The organism is Stenotrophomonas sp. 05L414_2 (genome assembly GCF_056397905.1).
The window spans coordinates 1-21,398 of the sequence record NZ_JBFTOJ010000067.1; the positions used below are offsets into that span (position 1 = coordinate 1).

Below are 21,398 nucleotides of genomic sequence, written 5' to 3' on the forward strand. Positions count from 1 at the left end.
GCCAAGGTCGTGCCTGAAGCGCGCGGCCAGGCCTCGCGTGCCCGTACCACCGCCGAGGGCTACAAGCAGGCCGTGGTGTCCAAGGCCGAGGGTGATGGTCAGCGCTTCAGCCTGCTGCAGGCCCAGTACAAGGACGCACCGGAAGTCACCCGCAAGCGCCTGTGGCTGGAAACGGTGCAGCAGGTGCTGAGCGAGAACCGCAAGGTCATTGGTGGCGATGGCCGCCAGCTGATCTACGTGCCGATGACCGGTGATACCCGTGCCAGCACCTCGGCACCGGCGCCGGTTCCGAACCCCGATGTGGTGATGCCGTCGCTGCCGGGTACCACCGCAGTGGAAGCTTCCCGTGATCCGGGCCGGCCGGTGGGCCGCCCGACCGGGCGTTCGAGCGGCCGTGAGGAGGGCAGCCGATGAGAAATTCAATCTGGATCGCCGTTGTCGTAGCGGTGCTGCTGGGCCTGCTCGGCTCGGTGTACGTGGTCCGTGAGGACCAGACCGCCATGGTCCTGAACCTGGGCAAGGTGGTGCGTTCGGACATCAAGCCGGGCCTGCACTTCAAGCTGCCGGTGGTGGAAACGGTGCGGGTGTTCGACCGCCGCTTCCAGGTGCTGGACACCGCGCCGGCCCGTTACTTCACGGCCGAGCAGAAGGACGTCAGCGTCGACTTCTTCGCCATCGGTTACATCTCCAACGTGGGCGATTACTTCCGTGCCACCGGTGGCGATCCGCGTATCGCCAACGCCCGCCTGGCACCGATCATCACCGACTCGCTGCGTAACCAGATCAACTCGCGCACCCTGCAGCAGCTGGTGTCCGGCGACCGCAGCGAGCTGATCGCCGAGCAGCTGAAGGGCATCAACGAAGCCGTTGCCGGGCTGGGCATGCAGATGATCGACCTGCGCATCAAGCAGGTGGACCTGCCCACCGACAGCCAGGTGATCAATGACGTGTACGAGCGCATGCGCGCCCAGCGCAAGCAGGAAGCCGCCAAGCTGCGCGCCGAGGGCGAGGAGCAGTCGCTGACCATCCGCGCCCAGGCCGACCGTGACAGCACCGTGCTGATCRCAGAAGCCGAACGCGATGCCCAGCGCCTGCGTGGTGAAGGCGATGCCGAGGCCGCACGCATCTACGGCAAGGCCGGTTCGGCTGACCCGTCGTTCTACGCGTTCTACCGCAGCCTCGAGGCCTACCGTGGCTCGATGACCGACGGCAACGGCGTGATCGTGCTGGACAAGAACGACCCGTTCCTGCAGTACCTCAAGAACGATCGCTGAGTCCGCACGGCAGTACCTCACGGGGCCCGGCCATACGCCGGGCCTCGTGCTTTTCCGGAGTTCCCCCATGAAAGATCTGTTCGCCGCCGTCTGTCTGGTCGCGGTGCTGGAAGGCCTGTTGCTGTTCGTGGCCCCCGTGGCCTGGAAGCGCATGGCCGAACGCCTGCTGGACCTGCCCAGCCCGGCCCTGCGCAGCTTCGGTGGCCTGGTCCTGCTGGCCGGGTTGAGCCTGCTGTGGTGGGTACGGCATTAGAAGGGTAGTGCCGGACGCTGGCCGGCAACCTGGGACTGCCGGCCAGCGGCCGGCACTACCGGGGCGGGGTGGCTGACCGGCTGGTGAAGCCGTCCGTCGGAAAGGTGGCACCGGACCCCGGAAACCCGGATAATGCACAAAAGCCGGACGGGCCTCCCCGTTCGGCTTTTTCCGTGTCTGGGCCTTCCATCGCCGGCCGCTCCCCGTTTGGAGCCGCCACCCAAGCGCTGGCCAGCCCCGCTGCGGTTTACCCGTCCGCGGCCCCGATGGCCGCAACAAATAGAGGAACCCGTCATGGGTCAGTCTGTCGTAGTGCTTGGTGCCCAGTGGGGCGATGAAGGCAAGGGCAAGATCGTCGATCTGCTCACTGAGGAAATCGGCGCCGTCGTGCGCTTCCAGGGCGGCCACAAYGCCGGCCACACSCTGGTCATCAACGGCAAGAAGACCGTCCTGCACCTGATCCCGTCGGGCATCCTGCGTGACGATGCGCTGTGCCTGATCGGCAACGGCGTGGTGATCTCGCCGGCCGCGCTGCAGAAGGAAATCGCCGAGCTGGAAACCTCCGGAGTGGAAGTGCGTTCGCGCCTGAAGATCTCCCCGGCCGCGCCGCTGATCATGCCGTACCACATCGCCCTGGACCAGGCGCGCGAACGCGCTGCCGGCGGCAAGGCGATCGGCACCACCGGTCGTGGCATCGGCCCGGCCTACGAAGACAAGGTGGCGCGTCGCGGCATCCGCATCGCCGACCTGCATTATCCGAAGCAGCTGGAAGAACTCCTGCGCACCGCGCTGGATTACCACAACTTCGTGCTGACCAAGTACCTGAACACCGACGCGGTCGATTTCCAGAAGACCTTCGACGAGGCGCTGGCCTTCGGCGAGTACGTGCAGCCGATGAAGTCGGACGTTGCCGGCATCCTGCATGACCTGCGCAAGCAGGGTAAGCGCGTGCTGTTCGAAGGTGCGCAGGGCGCGCTGCTGGACATCGACCACGGTACCTACCCGTACGTCACCAGCTCCAACACCACCGTCGGTGGTGCGCTGGCCGGTGCCGGCGTCGGCGCCGATGCGATCGACTACGTGCTGGGCATTGCCAAGGCCTACGCGACCCGCGTTGGCGGCGGCCCGTTCCCGACCGAGCTGGACGATGAAATCGGTCAGGGCATCCGCGACCGCGGCGCCGAATACGGTGCCTCGACCGGCCGCCCGCGTCGCTGTGGCTGGATGGACATCGTCGCGCTGAAGCGCGCCGTGGCCATCAACGGCATCAGCGGCCTGTGCATCACCAAGCTGGACGTGCTGGACGGCATGGAAAAGCTGAAGGTCTGCATCGCCTATGAATACAACGGCAAGCGTACCGAGTACGCGCCGCTGGACGCGCAGGGCTGGGAAGAGTGCACCCCGGTGTACCTGGAGTTCCCGGGCTGGACCGAAAACACCCACGGCATCACCAACTGGGACGACCTGCCGCCGGCCGCACGCGCCTACCTGCGTTCGCTGGAAGAGCTGGCCGGCTGCCCGATCAGCATCGTCTCCACCGGCCCGGACCGCGACCACACCATGGTCCTGCAGGATCCGTTCGCCTGAGCGATGCGGCGATGCCAGACGCTGCCTGGCAACGCTGCCGCACCGGTAGCGCCGGGCCATGCCCSGCGTCGCTGAAAGAAGAAGCCCCGCGAAAGCGGGGCTTTTTCGTTAGTGTGTACGCAATGCAAGCAGGGAAGCGGATCGATGACCGGCGATGTCAGCGCGAAAGGGACGCGGGTGCTGCGGATCACCCTGTGGGTGTTCTGGGGCCTGTGGGCAGTCGCCTGTGTGGTGTTGGCGGTGGGTGCCGTGGCCAACCACCTGGCGTCACGCACGCAGACCCTGCCGCTGGTGCTGAGCCCCGGTGCGAGCGCGGAGATCACGGTCTACCGCTTCATTGATGATCGCCTGCGGTTGCGGCTGCGTTACCCGCCCAACGCCGCCGACCCGGCCCTCGACTCCGACGTGCTGATGCGTGTCGACACCCCCAACGAGCATGCGGACTTCCGTGCGGGCGTGCGTTCTGGCCCAGCCGGGACGGATGTTGTGCGCAGGCTGGAAACCGTTGAAACGGCTGTTTTTACCGCCGCGTACTTCGGCTATGGCCGCGGTGATGCATTGCCCCGTGGCCGCTCCTGGCTGCGGGTGACCGTGCTGGAAGTGGAGCCGGCGCTGGCCGGCAGGCCAGCAACGATCGAAGTGCAGCCGCCGTTGGATCTTCTGAAACTGACCGACCTGGACTACCTCTGGTTGTGGCCGTTCTTCTTCTGGAAACTGGCAGCGCTGTTGCTGCTGGTTCCAGGCATCGCACTGGTGATCTTCACCATCGCGCTGCGCAGGCAGCGTCCACGCGCTGCCTAGCCGCCACGACCAGACCGTGCGGGTTGCGACTTAATCCCCTCCGTCCCCTTTTTTCAGCAATGGATAGGGATTGATCGACTCGCCCTTCCACCATTGCTTCTCCGGGCCCAGCACGTGCACTTCGAAATGCAGGTGCGGGGCTTCGGGGTTGGCGTTGCCGGTGCTGCCGACGTAGCCGATCACGTCGCCGCGCTTGATGGTCTGCTTYTCGGCCAGGCCGTCSGCGTAGCGCTGSAGGTGSGCGTAGTAGTAGCASYAGCGGCCGCYSGGYTCGAACTGRTAGAYGGTCAGGCCGCCRCGMTCGCTGTCGAACAGCTTCTCGACATGGCCATCGGCCACCGCCAGTACCGGTGTGCCGGCAGCAGCCATGATGTCGATCGCATCGTGCACGCGGCCTTCGCTGCGTGCGTCGGTGAAGGTGTCCTGCAGTTGCGAGGGCGTGATGCCCTGTACCGGCAGCAGCAGGCCGGAGGGTGTGTCGCCCGTTGCTGCTGGGGCGGGCGCAGCGATTGCCGTTGTCGCCTGCTCCACGGGTACGGCACGGGCGCTGTCGGCTGCAGCGGAGGTCTGCGCCACTTCAAGGGGGCGGGCACCCGTGTCATCGGACGGCTCGCCATCACGCTGCAACCACCATCCGGCTGCCACGCCCATCACCAGCCCCAGTACGATCAGTTGCGCTAGTCGCATCGGCTCACTCCTGCATGACGACCGGTACCGACGTATCCACGGCTGCAGCCACGCGCAGCACATCCCAGTTGGTCATGCGCACGCAGCCGTGCGATTCGGTCTTGCCGACATGGCCGGGCACCGGCGTACCGTGCAGGCCGTAATGGGGTTTGGACAGGTCGATCCAGACCCGGCCGACCGGATTGTTCGGGCCGGGCGGAATCGTGGCCTTGCGATCGCCCTTCCTGGCATCCCAGAACAGCTTCGGGTTGTAGTGGAATGGCGGGTCCGGGTAGACGCCGAGGATCTTCCACTCACCGATCGGCAGCGGGTCGTGCTCGCTGCCCGACGATACCGGTACCTGCGCGATCACCTTGCCCTGCGCGTCCAGCAGTTGCAGGGTGGAGTCGGATTTGTCGACCACCAGTTTGGCGGCCTTGGGCAATGCAGCGGGCGCAATGTTGGGCACCTGGATCCGGCTGCCGGCCTTGCTCAGATCCACACCGGGATTGAGCGCCTTCAGCAGCTCCGGTGCGGCATGGAAGCGCTCGCCCAGCGATTCCTCCACGCTGCTGAAGCCCAGTGCCTTCAGCTTGGCCTGGTCGGCGGGCTTTTTGGGAACCGCAACGAACGGACCGGCCACGTCCTCTGCGGTCAGCGTGTAGCTGGCAAGGGGGCCGACCGAGTCGGCCTGCAGGGCCCTCCAGGTGGCGTCGTCCAGTTCGCCGCTGACCGTCAGTCCGTGCGCTGCCTGGAAGCCGGACACCGCGCGGCGTTGATTGCTGCCCACTTCGCCATCGATTTCGCCCGGAGAGAAATTGGCGCGGTCCAGAAGTACCTGAGCGTGCAGGGGCGAGTGCGCCGCCGTGTCAGGGCCGGCCTTTTCGGCGATGGGTGCTGGCAGGCCGGCGGGCGGGGGCGTCTGCGCAAAGGCGGGCGACATCAGCAGCGACAGGGCGAGCAGGGCGGGGCGGCATACGGGCATGGGCATCTCCAGGCAGATCACGCCTCCACCCTGCCCGTAGACGCTGCGCAGCCGCCGTGAAAGAAAACTGATGCCAGCATGAGCAGTGGGGCCGCGCCGCCGGGCCATCCTCCCGCGGCAGAAGCGGGAGGCCGGGTCTCACCAAGGTGAACGGCTTCCGACGCAGTAGAGCGGGAGGCGATCAAGATTCCCGGCTGGCGGGCCGATATGGGCGCATCCCCCCCGTTTTGGATTCACCCCATGAACTACTTGAGGAACGTCAGGGTCGCCTGGCGTCTTGGGCTTGGCTTTGGCCTGTTGTTGCTGCTGGTTGCCGCCGTGGTCGCTACCGGTGCCACCGCCACCATGGTGCAGAAGCGCGCGATGGAGCAGGTGGTCGAGGTCGGCGTAGCCAAGGTGCGGCTGCTGTCGGAGATGCTTGATGCCAACAACCAGATGATGGTCGTGCGACGCGAGATGCTGATCCGCCAGGGCGAAGACCGTGCCAACGACGAGCAGCGCATCGCCGCTCTGGTCAAGCGCTACGAGGCCAGTTGGACGGCCTACCAGGCCCTGCCCGGCGATGCCGAAGGCAAGGTGATCGGCGAGACCATCGCCGCCAAGCGCGCGCTCGCCCGTCCGCTCAACAAGCAGACCAGCGAACTGATGGAACAGGGCGATTTCCCCGGCGCCGTGGCGCTGACCCTGGGCCCGGTGCAGGAAGCGGCCAATGGCTGGAACAAGGCGCTGGCCGATGGCGTGGCCTATGAAGAAAAGGAAAGCCGCGAGGCCGCTGCCGAGGCGATCCGCCTGGGCGAGCGCAGCCTGCTGCAGCTGCTGGTGCTGGGTGGCGTGGCGCTGCTGGCAGGCATCGCCGCATCGGTACTGATCGGTCGCAGCATGACCGGCCCGCTGGCGCGTGCAGTGCAGCTGGCCGAGCGCCTGTCCAAGGGTGAACTGGACCAGGAATTCCGCCTGGGTGGCCGTGACGAGCTGACCCAGCTCGGCGAGGCCATGGCCAGCGTGCGCCAGAGCGTTCAGGCCGCCATCGGCGCGCAGCTGCAGATGGCCGAGCAGCATGAAGCCGGCGCGATCCGTTACCGGATGGACGCCAGTGCGTTCCCCGGCGACTTCGGCCGCATGGTGCAGGCCACCAACCACCTGGTCGAATCACACGTGCAGGTGCAGCTGCTGATGGCCGAGGTGATGCAGCGCTATGCCATCGGCGACCTCAGCCGCGATCTGCCCGAGTACCCGGGTGAGAAGGGCACGCTGACCCGTACCCTGGCGGCGGTGAAGCAGAGCCTGATGGCGATCAACGCGCAGATCGATGAACTGGCCCGTGCCGCGCGCGCTGGCGATTTCAGCGTGCGTGGCGACGCCGCGGCATTCCAGTACCAGTTCCAGGCGATGGTGAACCACCTCAACGGCATGATGGCCAGTTCGCAGGCCAGCATCGCCGATGTCTCCGACGTGCTGCGCGCCATCTCGCATGGCAACCTCACCGCGCGCATGGAGGGCGAGTACGAGGGCGTGTTCGCGCGCATGCGTGACGATGCCAATGCCACCACCACGCAGCTGACCGGAATCGTGCGTGGCATCCAGGTGGCCGCCGACAGCATCAACAACGCGGCACAGGAACTGGCGGCCGGCAACAACGATCTGTCGCGCCGTACCGAGCAACAGGCCGCGAATCTGGAAGAGGCTGCCGCCTCGATGGAAGAGCTGACCTCGACCGTGCGCCAGAACGCCGAACTGGCACGCCAGGCTGACAGCGAAGCGCATGCGGCCGGCGTTGCCGTGCGCGAGACCGAGCAGGCCATGGCGCAGATGGCCACGGTGATGGGCGAGATCGACCAGTCTTCGGCGCGCATTTCGGAAATCTCCACGGTGATCGATGGCATCGCCTTCCAGACCAACATCCTGGCGCTGAACGCTGCAGTGGAAGCGGCGCGTGCCGGCGAACAGGGACGCGGCTTTGCGGTGGTGGCCAGCGAAGTGCGTACGCTGGCACAGCGTGCCGGTGTCGCTGCCAAGGAGATCAAGGAGTTGATCGAGGACGCCGCTGCCAAGGTGCAGAGTGGTCTGGCCGTGACCGTGGAATCGGAAGCCGCCATTGCCCGCGTGGCCCAGGCGAGCTCGCGTACCACCCAGCTGATGAGCGACATCGCCGCCGCCAGCAAGGAACAGGCGGCCGGCATCGAGCAGGTCAACCAGGTGGTGGTGCAGATGGACCAGGTGACCCAGCAGAACGCTGCGCTGGTGGAAGAGGCGACCGCTGCCAGCCGCGCGCTGGAAGAGCAGGCGCATGCGCTGACCACGTCGGTGTCGGTGTTCCAGCTGGAGCAGGGGGCACGCATGCCCAGCCTGCCTGCACGCGCGGCGTAAGCCAGCGACAGCGCGATGTTGGGTGGCGCCCTGCATGCGATGACCCGCATGCAGGGCGTCGATGCACGCAACGGTTGAGTTCCGCTAGCGCCCGCGTGCCGAGCGTTCGATCAACCAACCGGCCGCGTACAGCAACAGCAGGGTTGGCGGAACCAGCACCGCATACGCGGTCGACCAGGGCTTGCCGTACAACAGGCTGCCTGCGCCGATGGCATCAAGCGCGGCAGACTGCAGGGTGATGGGGAGTGCCATCAGGATGTAGGTACCCTTCGGGTCGGCGTCTGTCTGCGCGCCGTGGACCAGCCACGCGGTCAACAGCAGGTAGACCACGCACAGCGCAAGGCCTGTCCAGCTCAGAAGTCGTCGCATCTTCATCTGCAGGCCTCCTGTCAACGGACGTCGAAGCGGGCCTGCAGGGGCAGGCTTACATTCCGCAACAGATCCCTGACCACCACCTGCGCGGTCCACGTGCCCTTCGGGTCACCTGCCTCGGCGACGAACTTCAGCTGCACACTGGTCATGTACAGCAGGGTTGGCGGGCCGGGCAGGGCGGCAGTGAAGCAGGGAACATCGCGTTCGTCGACACTGGTACTGCCGTCCGGGCGAAGCATGCGCAGATCGCAGTGCACCTTGGGTACGCGGTTCTCATCCAGTTGCGGGTTGGACAGGAATGTCAGCAGGAACAATTCTCCGCCCAGGTGGACTTCGCTGGCCTCGGTAAAGCTGGGAGTGCTCTCCGGTGGAGTTTCCCACTTGCCCCGCCAGTYGGCGTCGGAGGTGACCAGYAGGGATGCCGCAAAGCCATCGCTGGATTTCATGGCATCGGTCTGCGGCACCGCCTTGCCGTCGCCATTTATCCAGCCATCGCTGGCAAAGGTGGTCAGTGGCAGCATCAGGGCCATCATGGCCAGTGCGTAGGTCCCTCGCATCAACGCTCTCCTTGGTAGCCGCATCCTGCGGCGGAGCCGGCAGTATCGCGCAACCTTGGCCGGCACAGCAGAGGGAGAGCCAGGAAGAGGTTCCTTCGCCTGCCGATCCGGGCGATGCTTGCCAGCAAAGGAGCTGGCATGGGAACGGGACGTGAGGAAAAAACAGGGCTGTGATGCCGCGTCGGCCGCGCCGCTGCACGTACTGATGCTGCCGGGCTTGGATGGCACCGGCAGCATGTCGACCCCGTTGCTGTCCGCACTGCAGGCTCATGGGCTGACGACGCAGGCGATCGCGCTGCCTGCGCAGGGCGGGCAGGATTACGCCACGCTTGCCAGATGGCTGTGGCCGCAGCTGCCCCGCCACCCCTTCATCCTGCTTGCCGAGTCCTTCTCGGGGCCGTTGGCAGTCGAGCTGGCCGCGCGCCAGCCCGCAGCGCTGCGCGGACTGGTGCTGGCCGCGACCTTTGCGCGCCGGCCCGTGCCATTGCCGGCAGCCGGCGCGGCACTGCTGTCACCGGCCTGGCCGGTGCCTCCCGTGGCGATGCTGGCGCGCCTGCTGCTGGGGCGGTGGCGCACCGGCGAGCACATGTCGATGCTGCGCGCTGCGTTGGCTCAGGTTCCAGCGACCACGTTGCGGCAGCGCGCCGCAGCGACCCTGCGGGTGGACGTACGCGCATTGCTGCCGCAGATCGGGGTGCCGGCGCTGTGCCTGCAGGCGGGTCATGACCGGCTGCTGTGGCCACCGAGCGTAGCCGAGCTGCAGACCCTGCTGCCGGACGCGCGGCACGTGGCCCTGGACGGGCCGCATCTGCTGCTGCAGGCCTGTGCCGAACCGGCCGCCGCGGTGGTGGCCGGTTGGGTGAGGGCGCTGCCCGCTACCGGCTAACTGCCGGCGCGGGTGCGTGCGGCCTTCTTCGCCGCGGTCTTGCGTACCGCCTTTTTTGCTGCACGGGTCTTCGCGGCCTTCTTCGCTGCGGTGCTGCGTGAGGCGCTCTTCTGCGTTGCCTTCCCGGCGGCTRCCTTCTTTGCAGGGACCTTCGCAGGGGCCTTCTTCACCGCCTTCTTTGCAGCAGTCTTCCTGGTGACGGCCTTCTTCGCAGGCGTCTTCTTCGCAGCGGTCTTCTTCGCCACCTTCTTTGCAGTCGCCTTGCTTGCGGAAGCCTTCTTCGCCGTTGTCTTTCTGGCCACCTTCTTCGTTGCCTGGCGCGCGCTGCCGCTGCGCTTTCCACCACCATCCTGCTTGTTCACGGTGGCCCAGGCGATGCGCTCGGCGGTGCCTTCACTGGCACCGCGTTCGCGCTCACTCTCTTCGATATGCTCGGCCTGGCGCTTCTGCTTGTCGGTATAGGCGGATTTGTCACCACGGGGCATGGGGATTCTCCTGTCGGATGGTCAGGCCAGCAGGCGCAGCTTCGGCTCGCGTGCCCACTGGCGGGTGGCGGCAGCGGCGAGGAAGGCCTTGCTGTCTTCGGCCTCCACGGTGCCGGCATCGTTGCCGACGCGCGCTGCCTTCAACAGGGCCTGTGCGCCTTCGTCACTGGCGATGGCTTTCAGGTGCGCCCAGGCATCGCTGACAAAGCCCACGGCTGCCGCTTCCTTGGCCAAGGCCTTGCCGGCGTCGGCACTCAGCACGACCGCCACTGCGTCGAACACCACCGACGGKGTACCGGCCAGCTGKCCATCGGCKGCCWGSGTYTTGCCGTCGCTGAGCGTGGCACCGCCAATTTTCGGCGCGACCAGCTTGACGCTGGCGCCGGCCTTTTCGGCGGACTTGCGCAGATTGGCGATCACCCGTGCATCGGAGCCCTCGTCGAACAGGATGCCGATGCAGCGCCCCTGCAGCAGGGGCTTGTTGCGGCCGATCACGCGGACCTCGGGTGCGGCGGGCAGGTCCTGTGCAGGGGTTGCCGTCGGTGCCGGGGCGGGCAGCGTGCCCAGTGCCAGCCCGTCGGCCACGCGCTTGGCCAGGCCTTCGTCGATGTTGCGCAGATGGCTGACGGTGCGCACGCGCACCTTCTCCGTTTCCACCTTCGACAGCTCGAACACCAGCGCCGAGGCCAGGTGCGCCTGTTCCGGTTTTTCCAGGCTGCGGAAGAACATCCGCGCCTGGCTGTAGTGGTCGGCAAAGCTCTCCGCGCGGGTGCGGCCCTTGCGCCCATCATCGGCGCTGGCGTGGCTGCGGAAACCGGCGGGCGTCTCGCGCGGGCTGTCTTCCTGCAGCGAACTGGGGTCGTAGGCCACGCGCCCCTTCGGCACCTGCATCTGCATGTGGCCATCGCGCTGATGGTTGGCGAACGGGCACTTCGGTGCGTTGATCGGAATCTGGTTGAAGTTCGGTCCGCCCAGGCGGATCAGCTGGGTATCCAGATAGGAGAACAGCCGCCCCTGCAGCAGCGGGTCATTGCTGAAATCGATGCCCGGCGGCACGTTGGCCGGGCAGAAGGCGACCTGCTCGGTCTCGGCGAAGAAATTGTCCGGCCAGCGGTCCAGCACCATGCGTCCGATCACCTGCAGCGGCACCAGCGACTCGGGGATGATCTTGGTCGGGTCCAGGTGGTCGAACGGGAAGCCATCGGCCTGTTCTTCGGTGAACAGCTGCACGGCCAGCTCCCACTCGGGGAAGTCGCCGCGCTGGATCGCCTCGAACAGGTCGCGGCGGTGGAAATCGTTGTCGGCGGCCTGCAGCTTCAGCGCCTCGTCCCAGACGGTGGACTGCAGCCCGAGCTTCGGCYKCCAGTGGAAYTTGACGAAGGTGGAGTTCCCTTCCTCATCCAGCAGGCGGAAGCTGTGGATGCCGAAGCCTTCGATGGTGCGCAGCGAGCGCGGAATCGTGCGGTCGCTCATCGCCCACATGATCATGTGCATCGATTCGGGCATCAGCGAGACGAAATCCCAGAACGTGTCGTGTGCGCTGGCTGCCTGCGGGAAGGCGCGGTCCGGTTCCATCTTCACCGCATGGATCAGGTCGGGGAACTTGATCGCGTCCTGGATGAAGAACACCGGAATGTTGTTGCCGACCAGGTCCCAGTTGCCTTCCCTGGTGTAGAACTTCACCGCGAAGCCGCGCACGTCGCGCGGGGTGTCGACCGAGCCGGCGCCGCCGGCAACCGTGGAGAAGCGGGTGAACACCGGCGTCTTCACCCCGACCTCGGTGAGGATCTTCGCCCGGGTCACCTTGCCCAGCGAGCGGGTCAGTTCGAAGAAGCCGTGGGCGGCCGAACCGCGTGCATGGACGATGCGCTCGGGAATACGCTCGTGGTCGAAGTGGGTGATCTTCTCGCGCAGCAGGAAGTCTTCCAGCAGGGTGGGTCCACGCGGTCCCTGGCGCAGGGAGTTCTGGTTGTCTGCAACCGGAATGCCCTGGTTGCTGGTCAGTACCGGATGGGCGCCTCCTGCGAGCGGATGCAGTTCATCGCCCTGGCCGCGGCTGTCAGGGTCGGCGGAGGTGGTGGCGGGAGCGCGCTTGCCGGTCGGCTTGCTGGCGGCCATGGAGGATCTCCTGGAGCGGGTAGGGGGGCAGACTCCAGACAGTGGCGCCGCCGGCGTTAATGCACGGTCCCGTGGGAGTGAACGCGCAGACAAATCGGCGGCTCGGGTATGCTTGCCGCATGCGAGTCGAACCCGCCGACATCGAAGCCCTGTTCGACGCCATTCCGGACGTGCTGTTCTTCATGAAGGATCGCCAGGGCCGCTACACCTACGTCAACCAGACCATGCTGCGACGGCTGGGCCTGCGTGCGCGCAAGGACGTGATCGGACGCACCGCGGCCGAGATCTACCCCACCGGCCTGAGTGCGGACTATGTCGACCAGGACGCACGCGTGCTGTCCGGCGAGGTGATCGAGAACCTGATGGAGCTGCACCTGTTCGCCAACCGCGAACCGGGCTGGTGCCTGACCTGCAAACGCCCGCTGCTGGTGGACGGGCAGGTCGAGGGGCTGATCGGCATTTCCCGCGACCTCGGCCAGAAGGACAGCCTGGGGACCCAGTACGAGCAGCTCCGTCTGGCCTTGGCCCACCTCAATACGCACTACGCCGAGAACGTGCGGATGCAGACGCTGCTGGACATCACCGGGTTCTCGTTGTCCAAGCTGGAGCGCAGCTTCCGCAAGGTGTTCCAGATGACGCCGCAGCAGGTGCTGACCCGGCTGCGGATCCAGATGGCCATGCACCTGCTGCATGGCAACGAGAGCATTGCCTGCATCGGCCAGGCCTGCGGTTTCAGCGACCAGAGCGCGTTCACCCGCAAGTTCAAGGCTGAAACCGGTTTCTCCCCGCGCGCCTACCGCGCCCGTATCGGCGGCAATGTCGGCGAGCCGGTACCGGCCTGAGTTTCCTGCTGCGCTGTGCCTATCCCCGCGGCGGCTGGACACGGTAAGGTGTCGCCCTTGTAGCCGCCGCCAGCCCTGCCGATGCCCGCCACCCCCGATACGACCGCTTCGCCCTCCCGCCTCGGCCATTCGCTCAAGCCACGCCAGCTGATCATGATGGGGCTGGGCAGCGCCATCGGCGCCGGCCTGTTCCTCGGCTCCGGCGTGGGCGTGCAGGCGGCCGGCCCGGCGGTGCTGGTGTCCTACCTGGTGGCCGGTGCGCTGGTGATCATCGTGATGAACGCGCTGGGCGAAATGGCCGCGGCCAAGCCGACCAGCGGTGCGTTCTCGGTGTATGCGGCCGATGCCATGGGCGCCACCGCCGGTGCCACCGTGGGCTGGCTGTGGTGGGTGCAGCTGGTCATCGTGATCGCCGCCGAGGCAGTGGGTGCGGCCGGATTGCTGGCCACGGTCTGGCCGGTGGTGCCGGTACCGATGGCGGCATTGGCCTTCATGCTGTTCTTCACCGCGATCAACCTGCTCGGGGTGAAGAACTTCGGCGAGTTCGAATTCTGGTTCGCCATCCTCAAGGTGGCGGCGATCCTGGCCTTCATCGCCGTGGGCGTGGCGCTGCTGATGGGCTGGCTGCCGCAGGTGGCCTCGCCGGGCCTGAGCAACTTCACCGAGCATGGTGGCTTCGCACCGAAGGGCCTGGCCGGCATCGGCGCGGCGCTGTTGGTGGTGGTGTTCGCCTTCGGTGGCACCGAAATCGTGGCCGTCGCTGCGGCGGAGACCGAAGACCCCGAGCGCAGCATCGCCCGTGCCATCCGCACCGTGGCCTGGCGCATCCTGGTGTTCTACATCGGTTCGCTGAGCGTGATCATCGCCGTGGTGCCGTGGACCAGCGAAGCGCTGAAGTCGCCGTTCGCCGCGGTTCTCGATGTCGCCAATATCCCGGGCGCGGCCACCGCCATCACCCTGATCGCGGTGATCGCCCTGCTGTCAGCGCTCAATGCCAACCTCTACGGCGCCTCGCGCATGATGTATTCGCTGGCGCAACGCCGCGAAGCACCGGCCGTGCTGGGCTGGACCGATCCGCGCCAGGTGCCGGTGATCGCGGTGCTGGCCAGCGTCCTGTTCGGCTTTGCTGCCACCATCATGGAACTGCTGTTCCCGGACAAGGTGTTGCCGGTGCTGCTGAACATCGTCGGTTCCACCTGCCTGCTGGTGTGGACGTTGTCGCTGGTCTCGCAGCTGGTGCTGCGCCGTCGCGCCGACCGTCTGGGCACGCGCCTGCCGTTCCGCATGGCAGGCTTCCCGTGGCTGACCGTCTGTGCGCTGGCGATCCTGGCGCTGATCTTCGGCCTGCTGCTGAGTGAAGCGCATACGCGCCTGCAGTTCCTGTCGATGGTGGCGCTGACGGCGACCATCGCGGCCAGCAGCGCCATCGCCCGGCGCATGCGCGAGGCGTGATGGGGCCGCCGGGCATGGCCCGGCGCTACCGATACGCCGCGCCCACATTCCGCGTGCCATCCTGATCGCGTGGGCCATCACCGGCCCGACGAACGGGAGCACCGCATGCTGCGCAGCCGTCCCTTCCTGATGTTCACCGGCCAGGCCGAAGCGGCGCTGGCCCTGTACGCCGAAGCCTTCGCCGAATTCCGCCTGCTGGCCCTGCAGCGCCACCCGGACGGGGCGGGCGCGGGCGTGCCCGGGCAGGTCCGCCAGGCCATTTTCCTGCTCGGCGGCACCCACTACCTGTGCTTTGACAGCCTGGATGTGCACGACTTCACCTTCACGCCCTCGATGTCGCTGTTCGTCGAGTGTTCCGGCGCCGAATCATTCGAGCGTGCCGCGCGCGTGCTGGGTGACGGCGGGCACTGGCTGATGCCGGTGGGCGAGCAGGATTTCAGCAGCCGCTACGGCTGGGTGCAGGACCGCTTCGGCGTGTCGTGGCAGTTGAGCCTGGGGCAGATGCCCGACCCGTGACGCGTTCTGCCGCTGCGCTCGCCGGGCATGGCCCGGCGCTACCGGAAAACAAGAACGGCCCGCTTGCGCGGGCCGTTCTCATTTCCGATGCCGCGATGGCTTACGCCTCGACTTCATCATCCTTGTAGGCATCGACCGGGATGCAGGCACACATCACGTTCTTGTCGCCGTACACGTTGTCGACGCGGGCGACCGGCGGCCAGTACTTCTGCAGCTTCAGGCTCGGCAGCGGGAAGGCGGCCAGCTCGCGCGGGTAGGCGTGGGTCCACTCGCTGGCGGTCACGGCCGTGGCCGTGTGCGGGGCGTTCTTCAGCGGGTTGTCCTCGCGGTCCAGGCGGCCGTCTTCGATCGCGGTGATCTCTTCGCGGATCTGGATCATCGCGTCGATGAAGCGGTCCAGCTCGTGCAGCGATTCGCTTTCGGTCGGTTCGACCATCAGCGTGCCGGCCACCGGGAAGCTCAGGGTCGGGGCATGGAAGCCGAAGTCGATCAGGCGCTTGGCCACGTCTTCGGCACCGATGCCGCTGGTCTTCTCCAGCGGACGAACGTCCAGGATGCACTCGTGCGCGACCAGGCCGTTGCGACCGGTGTACAGGGTCTTGAAGTGCGGGGCCAGGCGCTTGGCGATGTAGTTGGCGTTGAGCTGGGCGACCTGGGTGGCCTTGCGCAGGCCCTCGGTGCCCATCATCGCGATGTACATCCAGCTGATCGGCAGGATCGAGGCGCTGCCGAAGCTGGCGGCGCTGACCATGCCGACCGGACCGTTGTCACCCAGCTTGCCCGGCAGGAACGGGGCAAGGTGCGACTTGACCGCACACGGGCCAACGCCCGGGCCGCCGCCGCCGTGCGGGATGCAGAAGGTCTTGTGCAGGTTCAGGTGCGAAACGTCCGAACCCCACTTGCCCGGCTTGGCCACGCCGACCAGGGCGTTCATGTTGGCACCGTCGGTGTACACCTGGCCGCCATGCTTGTGGATGATCTCGCAGATCTCCACCACCTCTTCCTCGAACACGCCGTGCGTGGACGGGTAGGTCATCATGATCGCGGCCAGGCGGTCGCTGTACTTCTCGGCGTTGAGACGGATGTCTTCGACGTCGACGTTGCCGTTGGCATCGGTCTTGGTGACCACGACCTTCATGCCGCACATCTGCGCCGAGGCCGGGTTGGTGCCATGCGCCGAATCCGGGATCAGGCAGATGTCACGGTGATCTTCGCCACGCGAGCGGTGGTAGGCGCGGATCGCCAGCAGGCCGGCGTACTCGCCCTGCGCACCGGAGTTCGGCTGCAGGCTGACGGCGTCGTAGCCGGTGCACTCGACCAGCATCGCTTCCAGCGAATCGATCAGTTCCTTGTAGCCCAGCGCCTGCTCGGCCGGCACCAGCGGGTGGATCTGCGAGAACTCCGGCCAGGTCACCGGGATCATTTCGGCGGTGGCGTTGAGCTTCATGGTGCACGAGCCCAGCGGGATCATCGTGCGGTCCATCGCCAGGTCCTTGTCGGCCAGCGAACGCAGGTAGCGCAGCAGTTCGTGCTCGCTGTGGTGGGTGTTGAACACCGGGTGGGTCAGGAACGCGGACTGGCGCAGCAGGCCGGCCGGCAGCGCATCGGCGGTGCTGGCATCGAGCGCGTCCACATCAACGGTGGCACCGAACAGCGCGCCTACGGCGACGATGTCGGCGCGGGTGGCGGTCTCGTCCAGGCTGATGCCGACCGAACTGCTGTCGATCGCACGCAGGTTGTAGCCGGCGGCACGGGCCTTGGCATGGATCGCGTCGGCGTCGACACCGGTGACGTGCAGCGTGTCGAAGAAGTCGGCACCGACCTGCACACCGGCAGTGCGCAGCGCGCTGGCCAGGATGGCGGCCAGGCGATGGGTGCGGCGGGCGATGCGGGTCAGGCCTTCCGGACCGTGGTAGACGGCATACATCGAGGCCATCACCGCCAGCAGCACCTGTGCGGTGCAGATGTTGGAGGTGGCCTTCTCGCGGCGGATGTGCTGTTCGCGGGTCTGCAGGGTCAGGCGGTAGGCCGGGTTGCCCTGTGCGTCGATCGAGACGCCGATCAGGCGGCCCGGCATCGAACGCTTGTAGGCGTCACGGCAGGCCATGAACGCAGCATGCGGGCCACCGAAGCCGAACGGCACGCCGAAACGCTGGCTGTTGCCGACCACGATGTCCGCACCCCATTCGCCCGGGGCGGCCAGCAGGGTCAGTGCCAGCAGGTCGGTGGCCACGGCCACCAGGCCGCCGCGCGCGTGCACGGCATCGACCAGCGCCTTGTAGTCGCCCACCTGGCCGAAGGTGTCCGGGTACTGCAGCAGCAGGCCGAAGGCTTCCGCTTCCAGCGCTTCGGCCGGGGTGCCCACGCGCAGCACGATGCCCATGGGCTCGGCGCGGGTGCGCAGCAGTTCCAGCGTCTGCGGGTGCACGGCGTCGTGCACGAAGAAGGTGTCCGACTTCGACTTGGCCGAGCGCTTGGCCAGGGTCATCGCTTCAGCGGCGGCCGTGGCTTCGTCCAGCAGCGAGGCGTTGGCGATTTCCATGCCGGTCAGGTCGGCGCACAGGGTCTGGAAGTTGATCAGCGCTTCCATGCGGCCCTGCGAGATTTCCGCCTGGTACGGGGTGTAGGCGGTGTACCAGGCCGGGTTTTCCAGGATGTTGCGCAGGATCACGTTCGGCGTGTGGGTACCGTAGTAGCCCTGGCCGATGAAGCTGCGCAGCACGGTGTTCTTGTCGGCGATCGCGCGGATCTTCGCCAGCGCCTGCACTTCGGTGATCGACTCCGGCAGCGCCAGCGGTGCCGGCGACTTGATCTTGGCCGGCACGATGGCATCGGTCATCGCATCCAGCGAGGCGTGGCCGATGACGCCGAGCATCTGCGCGATCTCGGCATCGTTGGGGCCGATGTGGCGCTCGACGAACGCCGAATGGTGCTCGAGCTCACGCAGGGAAGGGGTGTTCTGGGACATGGCGAAGGATCCGTCAGGAAAGGGCACACGCACGGGCACAAGCCGCCGGTCGGCGGTCTGCGGGCGCCCCTCTGTCCTTTTGCCTGAGAGTTTAAAAGCGCGGAAAACCGCAGCTTCGTGCCCCTTCGGCGCCGGATCGAACCGGTCTCTCCAGAGTTCTGTTACGGGTGGTATCGGGCCTGAGCGATTACGGGCGTTGCGCCTTCGGCAGCGGTGACCTGCTTCTCCCACCGTGTTGCCCGCCGATTATAGCTCGTTGCCGGCGCCTGACGGTGGCCCGGGCTGGCCTCACGGGGCTGAATGGCCGATGGCCCGGGCGTGCGTTCTGTGCATCCGTGCATGGCATCGCGCGCATTCCCCACCTATGATGGTGGGATTCTCGTATTCATCTGGCGCCGTCCCTGCTGCAGGGGATCGGCGCCCGCCGTGCGTGTCATGCATGGCCCTGCCGGACGCTTGCCCGATGACCGCCGCCGTTGCTCCTTCCACCCGCCGCATGGCCCTGTTGCTCGCTGGCCTGGCCATGTTCGGTCCGTTCTCGATCGACACCATCTTTCCCGCGTTTCCGCAGCTGGCCCAGCGCCTGGCGGTGGACGAGGTGGCGGTGCAGCAGACCATCAGCGTCTACCTGCTGTTCTACGGCCTGATGAGCCTGGCCCATGGCCCGCTGTCCGATGCGTGGGGACGCAAGCGGGTGATCCTCGGCGGCCTGGTGATCTTCGTCGGCGCCTCGGTGGGCTGTGCGTTGTCTACCGACCTGACCACGCTGCTGGCGTTCCGCGCACTGCAGGGCCTGTCCGCCGGCGTGGGCATGATCGTCGGCCGCGCGGTGATCCGCGATCTGTACCACGGCCACGACGCGCAGCGGCTGATGAGCCAGGTGTCGATGCTGTTCGGTATCGCCCCGGCCATCGCGCCGATCATCGGTGGCTGGATCCTGCTCAGCGGTGCCGGCTGGCCGCTGATCTTCTGGTTCCTGGTGGTATTCGCGCTGGTGCTGCTGGCGGCCACCGCGCGCTTCCTGCCGGAAACCCATCCGGTGGAGGCGCGGATCGCCCTGTCGCCACGCACGTTGCTGCGCGATTACGTGCGCATCGGCTTCAACCCGCGGTTCCTGCGCCTGGCCCTGGCCGGCAGCATCGGGTTCGGCGGCATCTTCCTGTACATCTCCTCGGCGCCGGCCATCGTGATGCAGCACCTGCATCTGGGTGAAGGTGGCTTTGCGTGGTTGTTCATTCCCACCATCGGCGGCATGACCACCGGTTCGTTCCTGTCCGGGCGCATGGCCGGGCACAGCACACCGACCCGGCAGGTCGCGCTCGGTTTCACCCTGTGTGCGGTCTCTGCCGTGTTGAACATCGGCTACGTCACCCTGGCGCCGCAGTTCGCGCTGCCGTGGGCGGTGATGCCGATCTTCCTTGGCGGCATGGGCATGGCGCTGATCTTCCCGATCCTGGCGCTGGCGGTGCTGGACATGTATCCGCTGCAGCGCGGCCTGGCGTCGTCRCTGCAGGCGTTCGTGCAGCTGATGATCAGCACCGTGGTGGCCGGCGTGGTATCGCCGCTGCTGCACAACAACCCGCTGCACCTGGCACTGGGACAGGCGGGCTTCTTCGCGGCCGGCTTCGTGTTCTGGTACTGGGAGCACCAGCGCGAGCGCGCATCAGAGGCAGCCAGCACGGCGCATTGAGCGTCGTGCAGGGGTAGGGCGCGTCATCACGCGCGGATCCGTTGCGGCGCTGCGGGCAGGGATTAGGCTGGGGTTTCCAGCGAGCCGGTTCGTGGGTGCACGACAGCCAGCCATTCCGATGTCGTCGCATGAGGTACCCGCATGGCTGCGCAGCAGACCTACCGCCTGTTCGAGGTGGCGCTGAAGGAGCGCCGCGTTCTTTCTCCTTCTTTGGACCGCATGGTGTTCACCGGCGCCGACGTGGCGCACATGAAGACCGAAGGCCCGGACCAGCGTATCAAGGTGTTTTTCCCCTTGCCCGGCCAGGACGCGCCGGACGTGCCCAGCGGCGAAGACTGGTATGCCCGTTACCGGGCACTGCCTGATGACGCGCGGCCGCCGATGCGCACCTTTACCCTCCGCCAGCTGCGTGCCGGCGAGTGCGAGGTCGACGTCGACTTCGTGCTGCATGGCCAGACCGGACCGGCCTCGCGCTGGGCCACGCATGCACGGCCGGGCGACCGCGTGGTGCTGCTGGCCCCCGATGCCGACTGTGCGGACAGCAGCGAGGGCTGGGAATGGAAGCCGCCAGCCGGGGTAGGCCAGGTGCTGCTGGTGGCCGATGAGACCGCATTGCCGGCGGTGGCCGGCATCCTCGAGGAACTGGCCGGGCTGGCCGATCCGCCGCGCACGCTGGCCCTGCTGGAGATCGCCCAGGCCGGTGATGCGGTGCCGCTGAAGGCACCGGCCACGGCCGAACTGGTGTGGTTGCCACGCGGGCAGCAGGCCCATGGGCAGCGGTTGCTGCAGGCAGTACAGGCGCGGCTGGCGGCGGCCGCGACCGTCGCCGGGGCTGCCGAGCTGGACGACATCGACGTTGATGCGCAGATCCTGTGGGAGCAGGCTGACGCCAGCGCGGACGGCGCGCTGTATGCCTGGGTAGCGGGCGAGGCCGGCGCGGTGATGGCGATCCGCCGGTATCTGCTGAAGGACTGCGGCCTGGATCGCCGCGCGATCACCTTCATGGGGTACTGGCGGCAGGGGCGGGTACTGGACTGAGCCGCTACCGCACGGGCGTGAACCGGCATGCAGGGGGTGTGGGTTATCCTTGCGCCCCCGCAATGCAAGCCCCACTGATGTCGACCTCTTCCAAATCCCGCCGCGACCAGCGCCGTCGCCAGGAACAGCAGGCTGCCAACAAGGCCGCCGCCACCGCCTCGCCCGTCGAGCCGCACGCCGAGCTGCGCGACACGCAGCGCACGCTGCTGGCCGGCATCGTCCGTCGCGATGGCGAATGGGTGCTGGGCATGGATGGCCGCATCGCCGGCCAAAGCGAGAGTGCGGCCCAGGTACTGGCGCTGATCATGCAGGCCGGTGAACTGCACGAACGGCAGGGCACGCCGGTGCGCCTGATCTATTCGGATGCGCTGCGCGATGCGGCGCAGGCCGAAGCCAACGAGAAGGGGCAGACCTTCGAGGAATTCAAGGCCGCGCTGGCCGCGCAGCTGGCGGCGAAGAAGAGCAACTGATCGTCATCGCGGTAGCGCCGGGCCATGCCCGGCGGCTTTTCATTACGCCGCTGCGCTCGCCGGGCATGGCC

At 67.1% G+C, this 21,398-nt stretch carries 19 protein-coding genes, 1 pseudogene and 1 riboswitch; of the genes and pseudogenes, 13 read left to right on the forward strand and 7 right to left on the reverse strand.

The genetic code is table 11. The annotated features are described in order from the left end of the window. The 5 genes and pseudogenes from AC1DJN_RS11260 to AC1DJN_RS11280 form a co-directional block, all read left to right on the forward strand. Positions 1-414: pseudogene (locus tag AC1DJN_RS11260) on the forward strand (FtsH protease activity modulator HflK); the annotation flags it as partial. Next, positions 411-1,274: a protease modulator HflC gene (gene hflC / locus AC1DJN_RS11265; RefSeq protein ID WP_478039213.1), complete on the forward strand. Its 864-nt coding sequence runs from the start codon at positions 411-413 to the stop codon at positions 1,272-1,274. The pseudogene AC1DJN_RS11260 and the gene hflC, both read left to right, overlap by 4 nt. A gap of 67 nt (positions 1,275-1,341) precedes the next feature. After that, entirely contained in the window at positions 1,342-1,527 is a 186-nt protein-coding gene (locus AC1DJN_RS11270; RefSeq protein WP_025877042.1) for a DUF2065 domain-containing protein, read from the forward strand. A 294-nt stretch (positions 1,528-1,821) separates the two neighbouring features. Continuing rightward, positions 1,822-3,114, forward strand: coding sequence for an adenylosuccinate synthase (locus AC1DJN_RS11275; protein WP_025877044.1), 1,293 nt, complete (start codon positions 1,822-1,824; stop codon positions 3,112-3,114). A gap of 144 nt (positions 3,115-3,258) precedes the next feature. After that, positions 3,259-3,915 carry a hypothetical protein gene (locus tag AC1DJN_RS11280; RefSeq protein WP_442251902.1) on the forward strand — a complete coding sequence of 219 codons (657 nt, stop codon included), beginning with the start codon at positions 3,259-3,261 and terminating at the stop codon, positions 3,913-3,915. Positions 3,916-3,945: 30 nt separating this feature from the next. Here the strand turns inward: AC1DJN_RS11280 and AC1DJN_RS11285 are convergent, their stop codons facing one another. Together AC1DJN_RS11285 and AC1DJN_RS11290 are read right to left on the reverse strand one after the other, a co-directional pair. Further along, on the reverse strand, positions 3,946-4,602 hold the full coding sequence (locus AC1DJN_RS11285; RefSeq protein ID WP_478039214.1) for a M23 family metallopeptidase: 657 nt from the start codon (positions 4,600-4,602) through the stop codon (positions 3,946-3,948). Between the two features lie 4 nt (positions 4,603-4,606). Next, the gene (locus AC1DJN_RS11290; RefSeq protein ID WP_154264176.1) at positions 4,607-5,572 is read right to left on the reverse strand and encodes a L,D-transpeptidase family protein; all 966 of its coding nucleotides are present in this window, start codon (positions 5,570-5,572) and stop codon (positions 4,607-4,609) included. Positions 5,573-5,806: 234 nt separating this feature from the next. Here AC1DJN_RS11290 and AC1DJN_RS11295 point away from each other — a divergent pair, with 234 nt between their 5' ends. After that, complete coding sequence (locus tag AC1DJN_RS11295) at positions 5,807-7,933, forward strand: methyl-accepting chemotaxis protein (protein WP_025877051.1); 2,127 nt, start codon at positions 5,807-5,809, stop codon at positions 7,931-7,933. Positions 7,934-8,017: 84 nt separating this feature from the next. Here the strand turns inward: AC1DJN_RS11295 and AC1DJN_RS11300 are convergent, their stop codons facing one another. Both AC1DJN_RS11300 and AC1DJN_RS11305 read right to left on the reverse strand, forming a co-directional pair. Further along, positions 8,018-8,308 (reverse strand): hypothetical protein, encoded by a 291-nt coding sequence (locus AC1DJN_RS11300; RefSeq protein ID WP_032951973.1) that lies wholly within the window; start codon positions 8,306-8,308, stop codon positions 8,018-8,020. A 14-nt stretch (positions 8,309-8,322) separates the two neighbouring features. Next, complete coding sequence (locus AC1DJN_RS11305) at positions 8,323-8,862, reverse strand: hypothetical protein (RefSeq protein ID WP_478039215.1); 540 nt, start codon at positions 8,860-8,862, stop codon at positions 8,323-8,325. Between the two features lie 151 nt (positions 8,863-9,013). On the opposite strand from AC1DJN_RS11305, the gene AC1DJN_RS11310 reads away from it, so the two are divergent. Next, complete coding sequence (locus tag AC1DJN_RS11310) at positions 9,014-9,748, forward strand: alpha/beta fold hydrolase (protein ID WP_442251904.1); 735 nt, start codon at positions 9,014-9,016, stop codon at positions 9,746-9,748. Here the strand turns inward: AC1DJN_RS11310 and AC1DJN_RS11315 are convergent. Beyond that, on the reverse strand, positions 9,745-10,233 hold the full coding sequence (locus AC1DJN_RS11315; protein WP_478039216.1) for a hypothetical protein: 489 nt from the start codon (positions 10,231-10,233) through the stop codon (positions 9,745-9,747). The two genes, AC1DJN_RS11310 and AC1DJN_RS11315, sit on opposite strands and share 4 nt — an antisense overlap. A 21-nt stretch (positions 10,234-10,254) precedes the next feature. Continuing rightward, a complete protein-coding gene (locus AC1DJN_RS11320) occupies positions 10,255-12,351 on the reverse strand; it encodes a catalase (protein ID WP_478039217.1) in 2,097 nt (698 codons plus the stop codon). A 119-nt stretch (positions 12,352-12,470) separates the two neighbouring features. On the opposite strand from AC1DJN_RS11320, the gene AC1DJN_RS11325 reads away from it, so the two are divergent. The 3 genes from AC1DJN_RS11325 to AC1DJN_RS11335 all read left to right on the forward strand — a co-directional run bounded on the left by AC1DJN_RS11325 (position 12,471) and on the right by AC1DJN_RS11335 (position 15,161). Next, entirely contained in the window at positions 12,471-13,193 is a 723-nt protein-coding gene (locus AC1DJN_RS11325; protein ID WP_025877061.1) for an AraC family transcriptional regulator, read from the forward strand. Between the two features lie 81 nt (positions 13,194-13,274). Continuing rightward, complete coding sequence (locus AC1DJN_RS11330; protein ID WP_032951979.1) at positions 13,275-14,645, forward strand: amino acid permease; 1,371 nt, start codon at positions 13,275-13,277, stop codon at positions 14,643-14,645. 105 nt (positions 14,646-14,750) lie between these two features. Next, the gene (locus tag AC1DJN_RS11335; RefSeq protein ID WP_025877065.1) at positions 14,751-15,161 is read left to right on the forward strand and encodes a VOC family protein; all 411 of its coding nucleotides are present in this window, start codon (positions 14,751-14,753) and stop codon (positions 15,159-15,161) included. Positions 15,162-15,261: 100 nt separating this feature from the next. Here the strand turns inward: AC1DJN_RS11335 and gcvP are convergent, their stop codons facing one another. Continuing rightward, entirely contained in the window at positions 15,262-18,129 is a 2,868-nt protein-coding gene (gcvP, locus tag AC1DJN_RS11340) for an aminomethyl-transferring glycine dehydrogenase (protein ID WP_025877067.1), read from the reverse strand. Positions 18,130-18,190: 61 nt separating this feature from the next. Then, a riboswitch (glycine riboswitch) is annotated at positions 18,191-18,293 on the reverse strand. 299 nt (positions 18,294-18,592) lie between these two features. On the opposite strand from gcvP, the gene AC1DJN_RS11345 reads away from it, so the two are divergent. From AC1DJN_RS11345 to AC1DJN_RS11355, 3 genes are all read left to right on the forward strand, one after another. After that, positions 18,593-19,819 carry a multidrug effflux MFS transporter gene (locus AC1DJN_RS11345; RefSeq protein ID WP_025877069.1) on the forward strand — a complete coding sequence of 409 codons (1,227 nt, stop codon included), beginning with the start codon at positions 18,593-18,595 and terminating at the stop codon, positions 19,817-19,819. A 141-nt stretch (positions 19,820-19,960) separates the two neighbouring features. Next, complete coding sequence (locus AC1DJN_RS11350; protein WP_032976621.1) at positions 19,961-20,857, forward strand: siderophore-interacting protein; 897 nt, start codon at positions 19,961-19,963, stop codon at positions 20,855-20,857. Positions 20,858-20,934: 77 nt separating this feature from the next. Beyond that, positions 20,935-21,327 carry a hypothetical protein gene (locus tag AC1DJN_RS11355; RefSeq protein WP_025877073.1) on the forward strand — a complete coding sequence of 131 codons (393 nt, stop codon included), beginning with the start codon at positions 20,935-20,937 and terminating at the stop codon, positions 21,325-21,327. Positions 21,328-21,398: the final 71 nt, after the last annotated feature.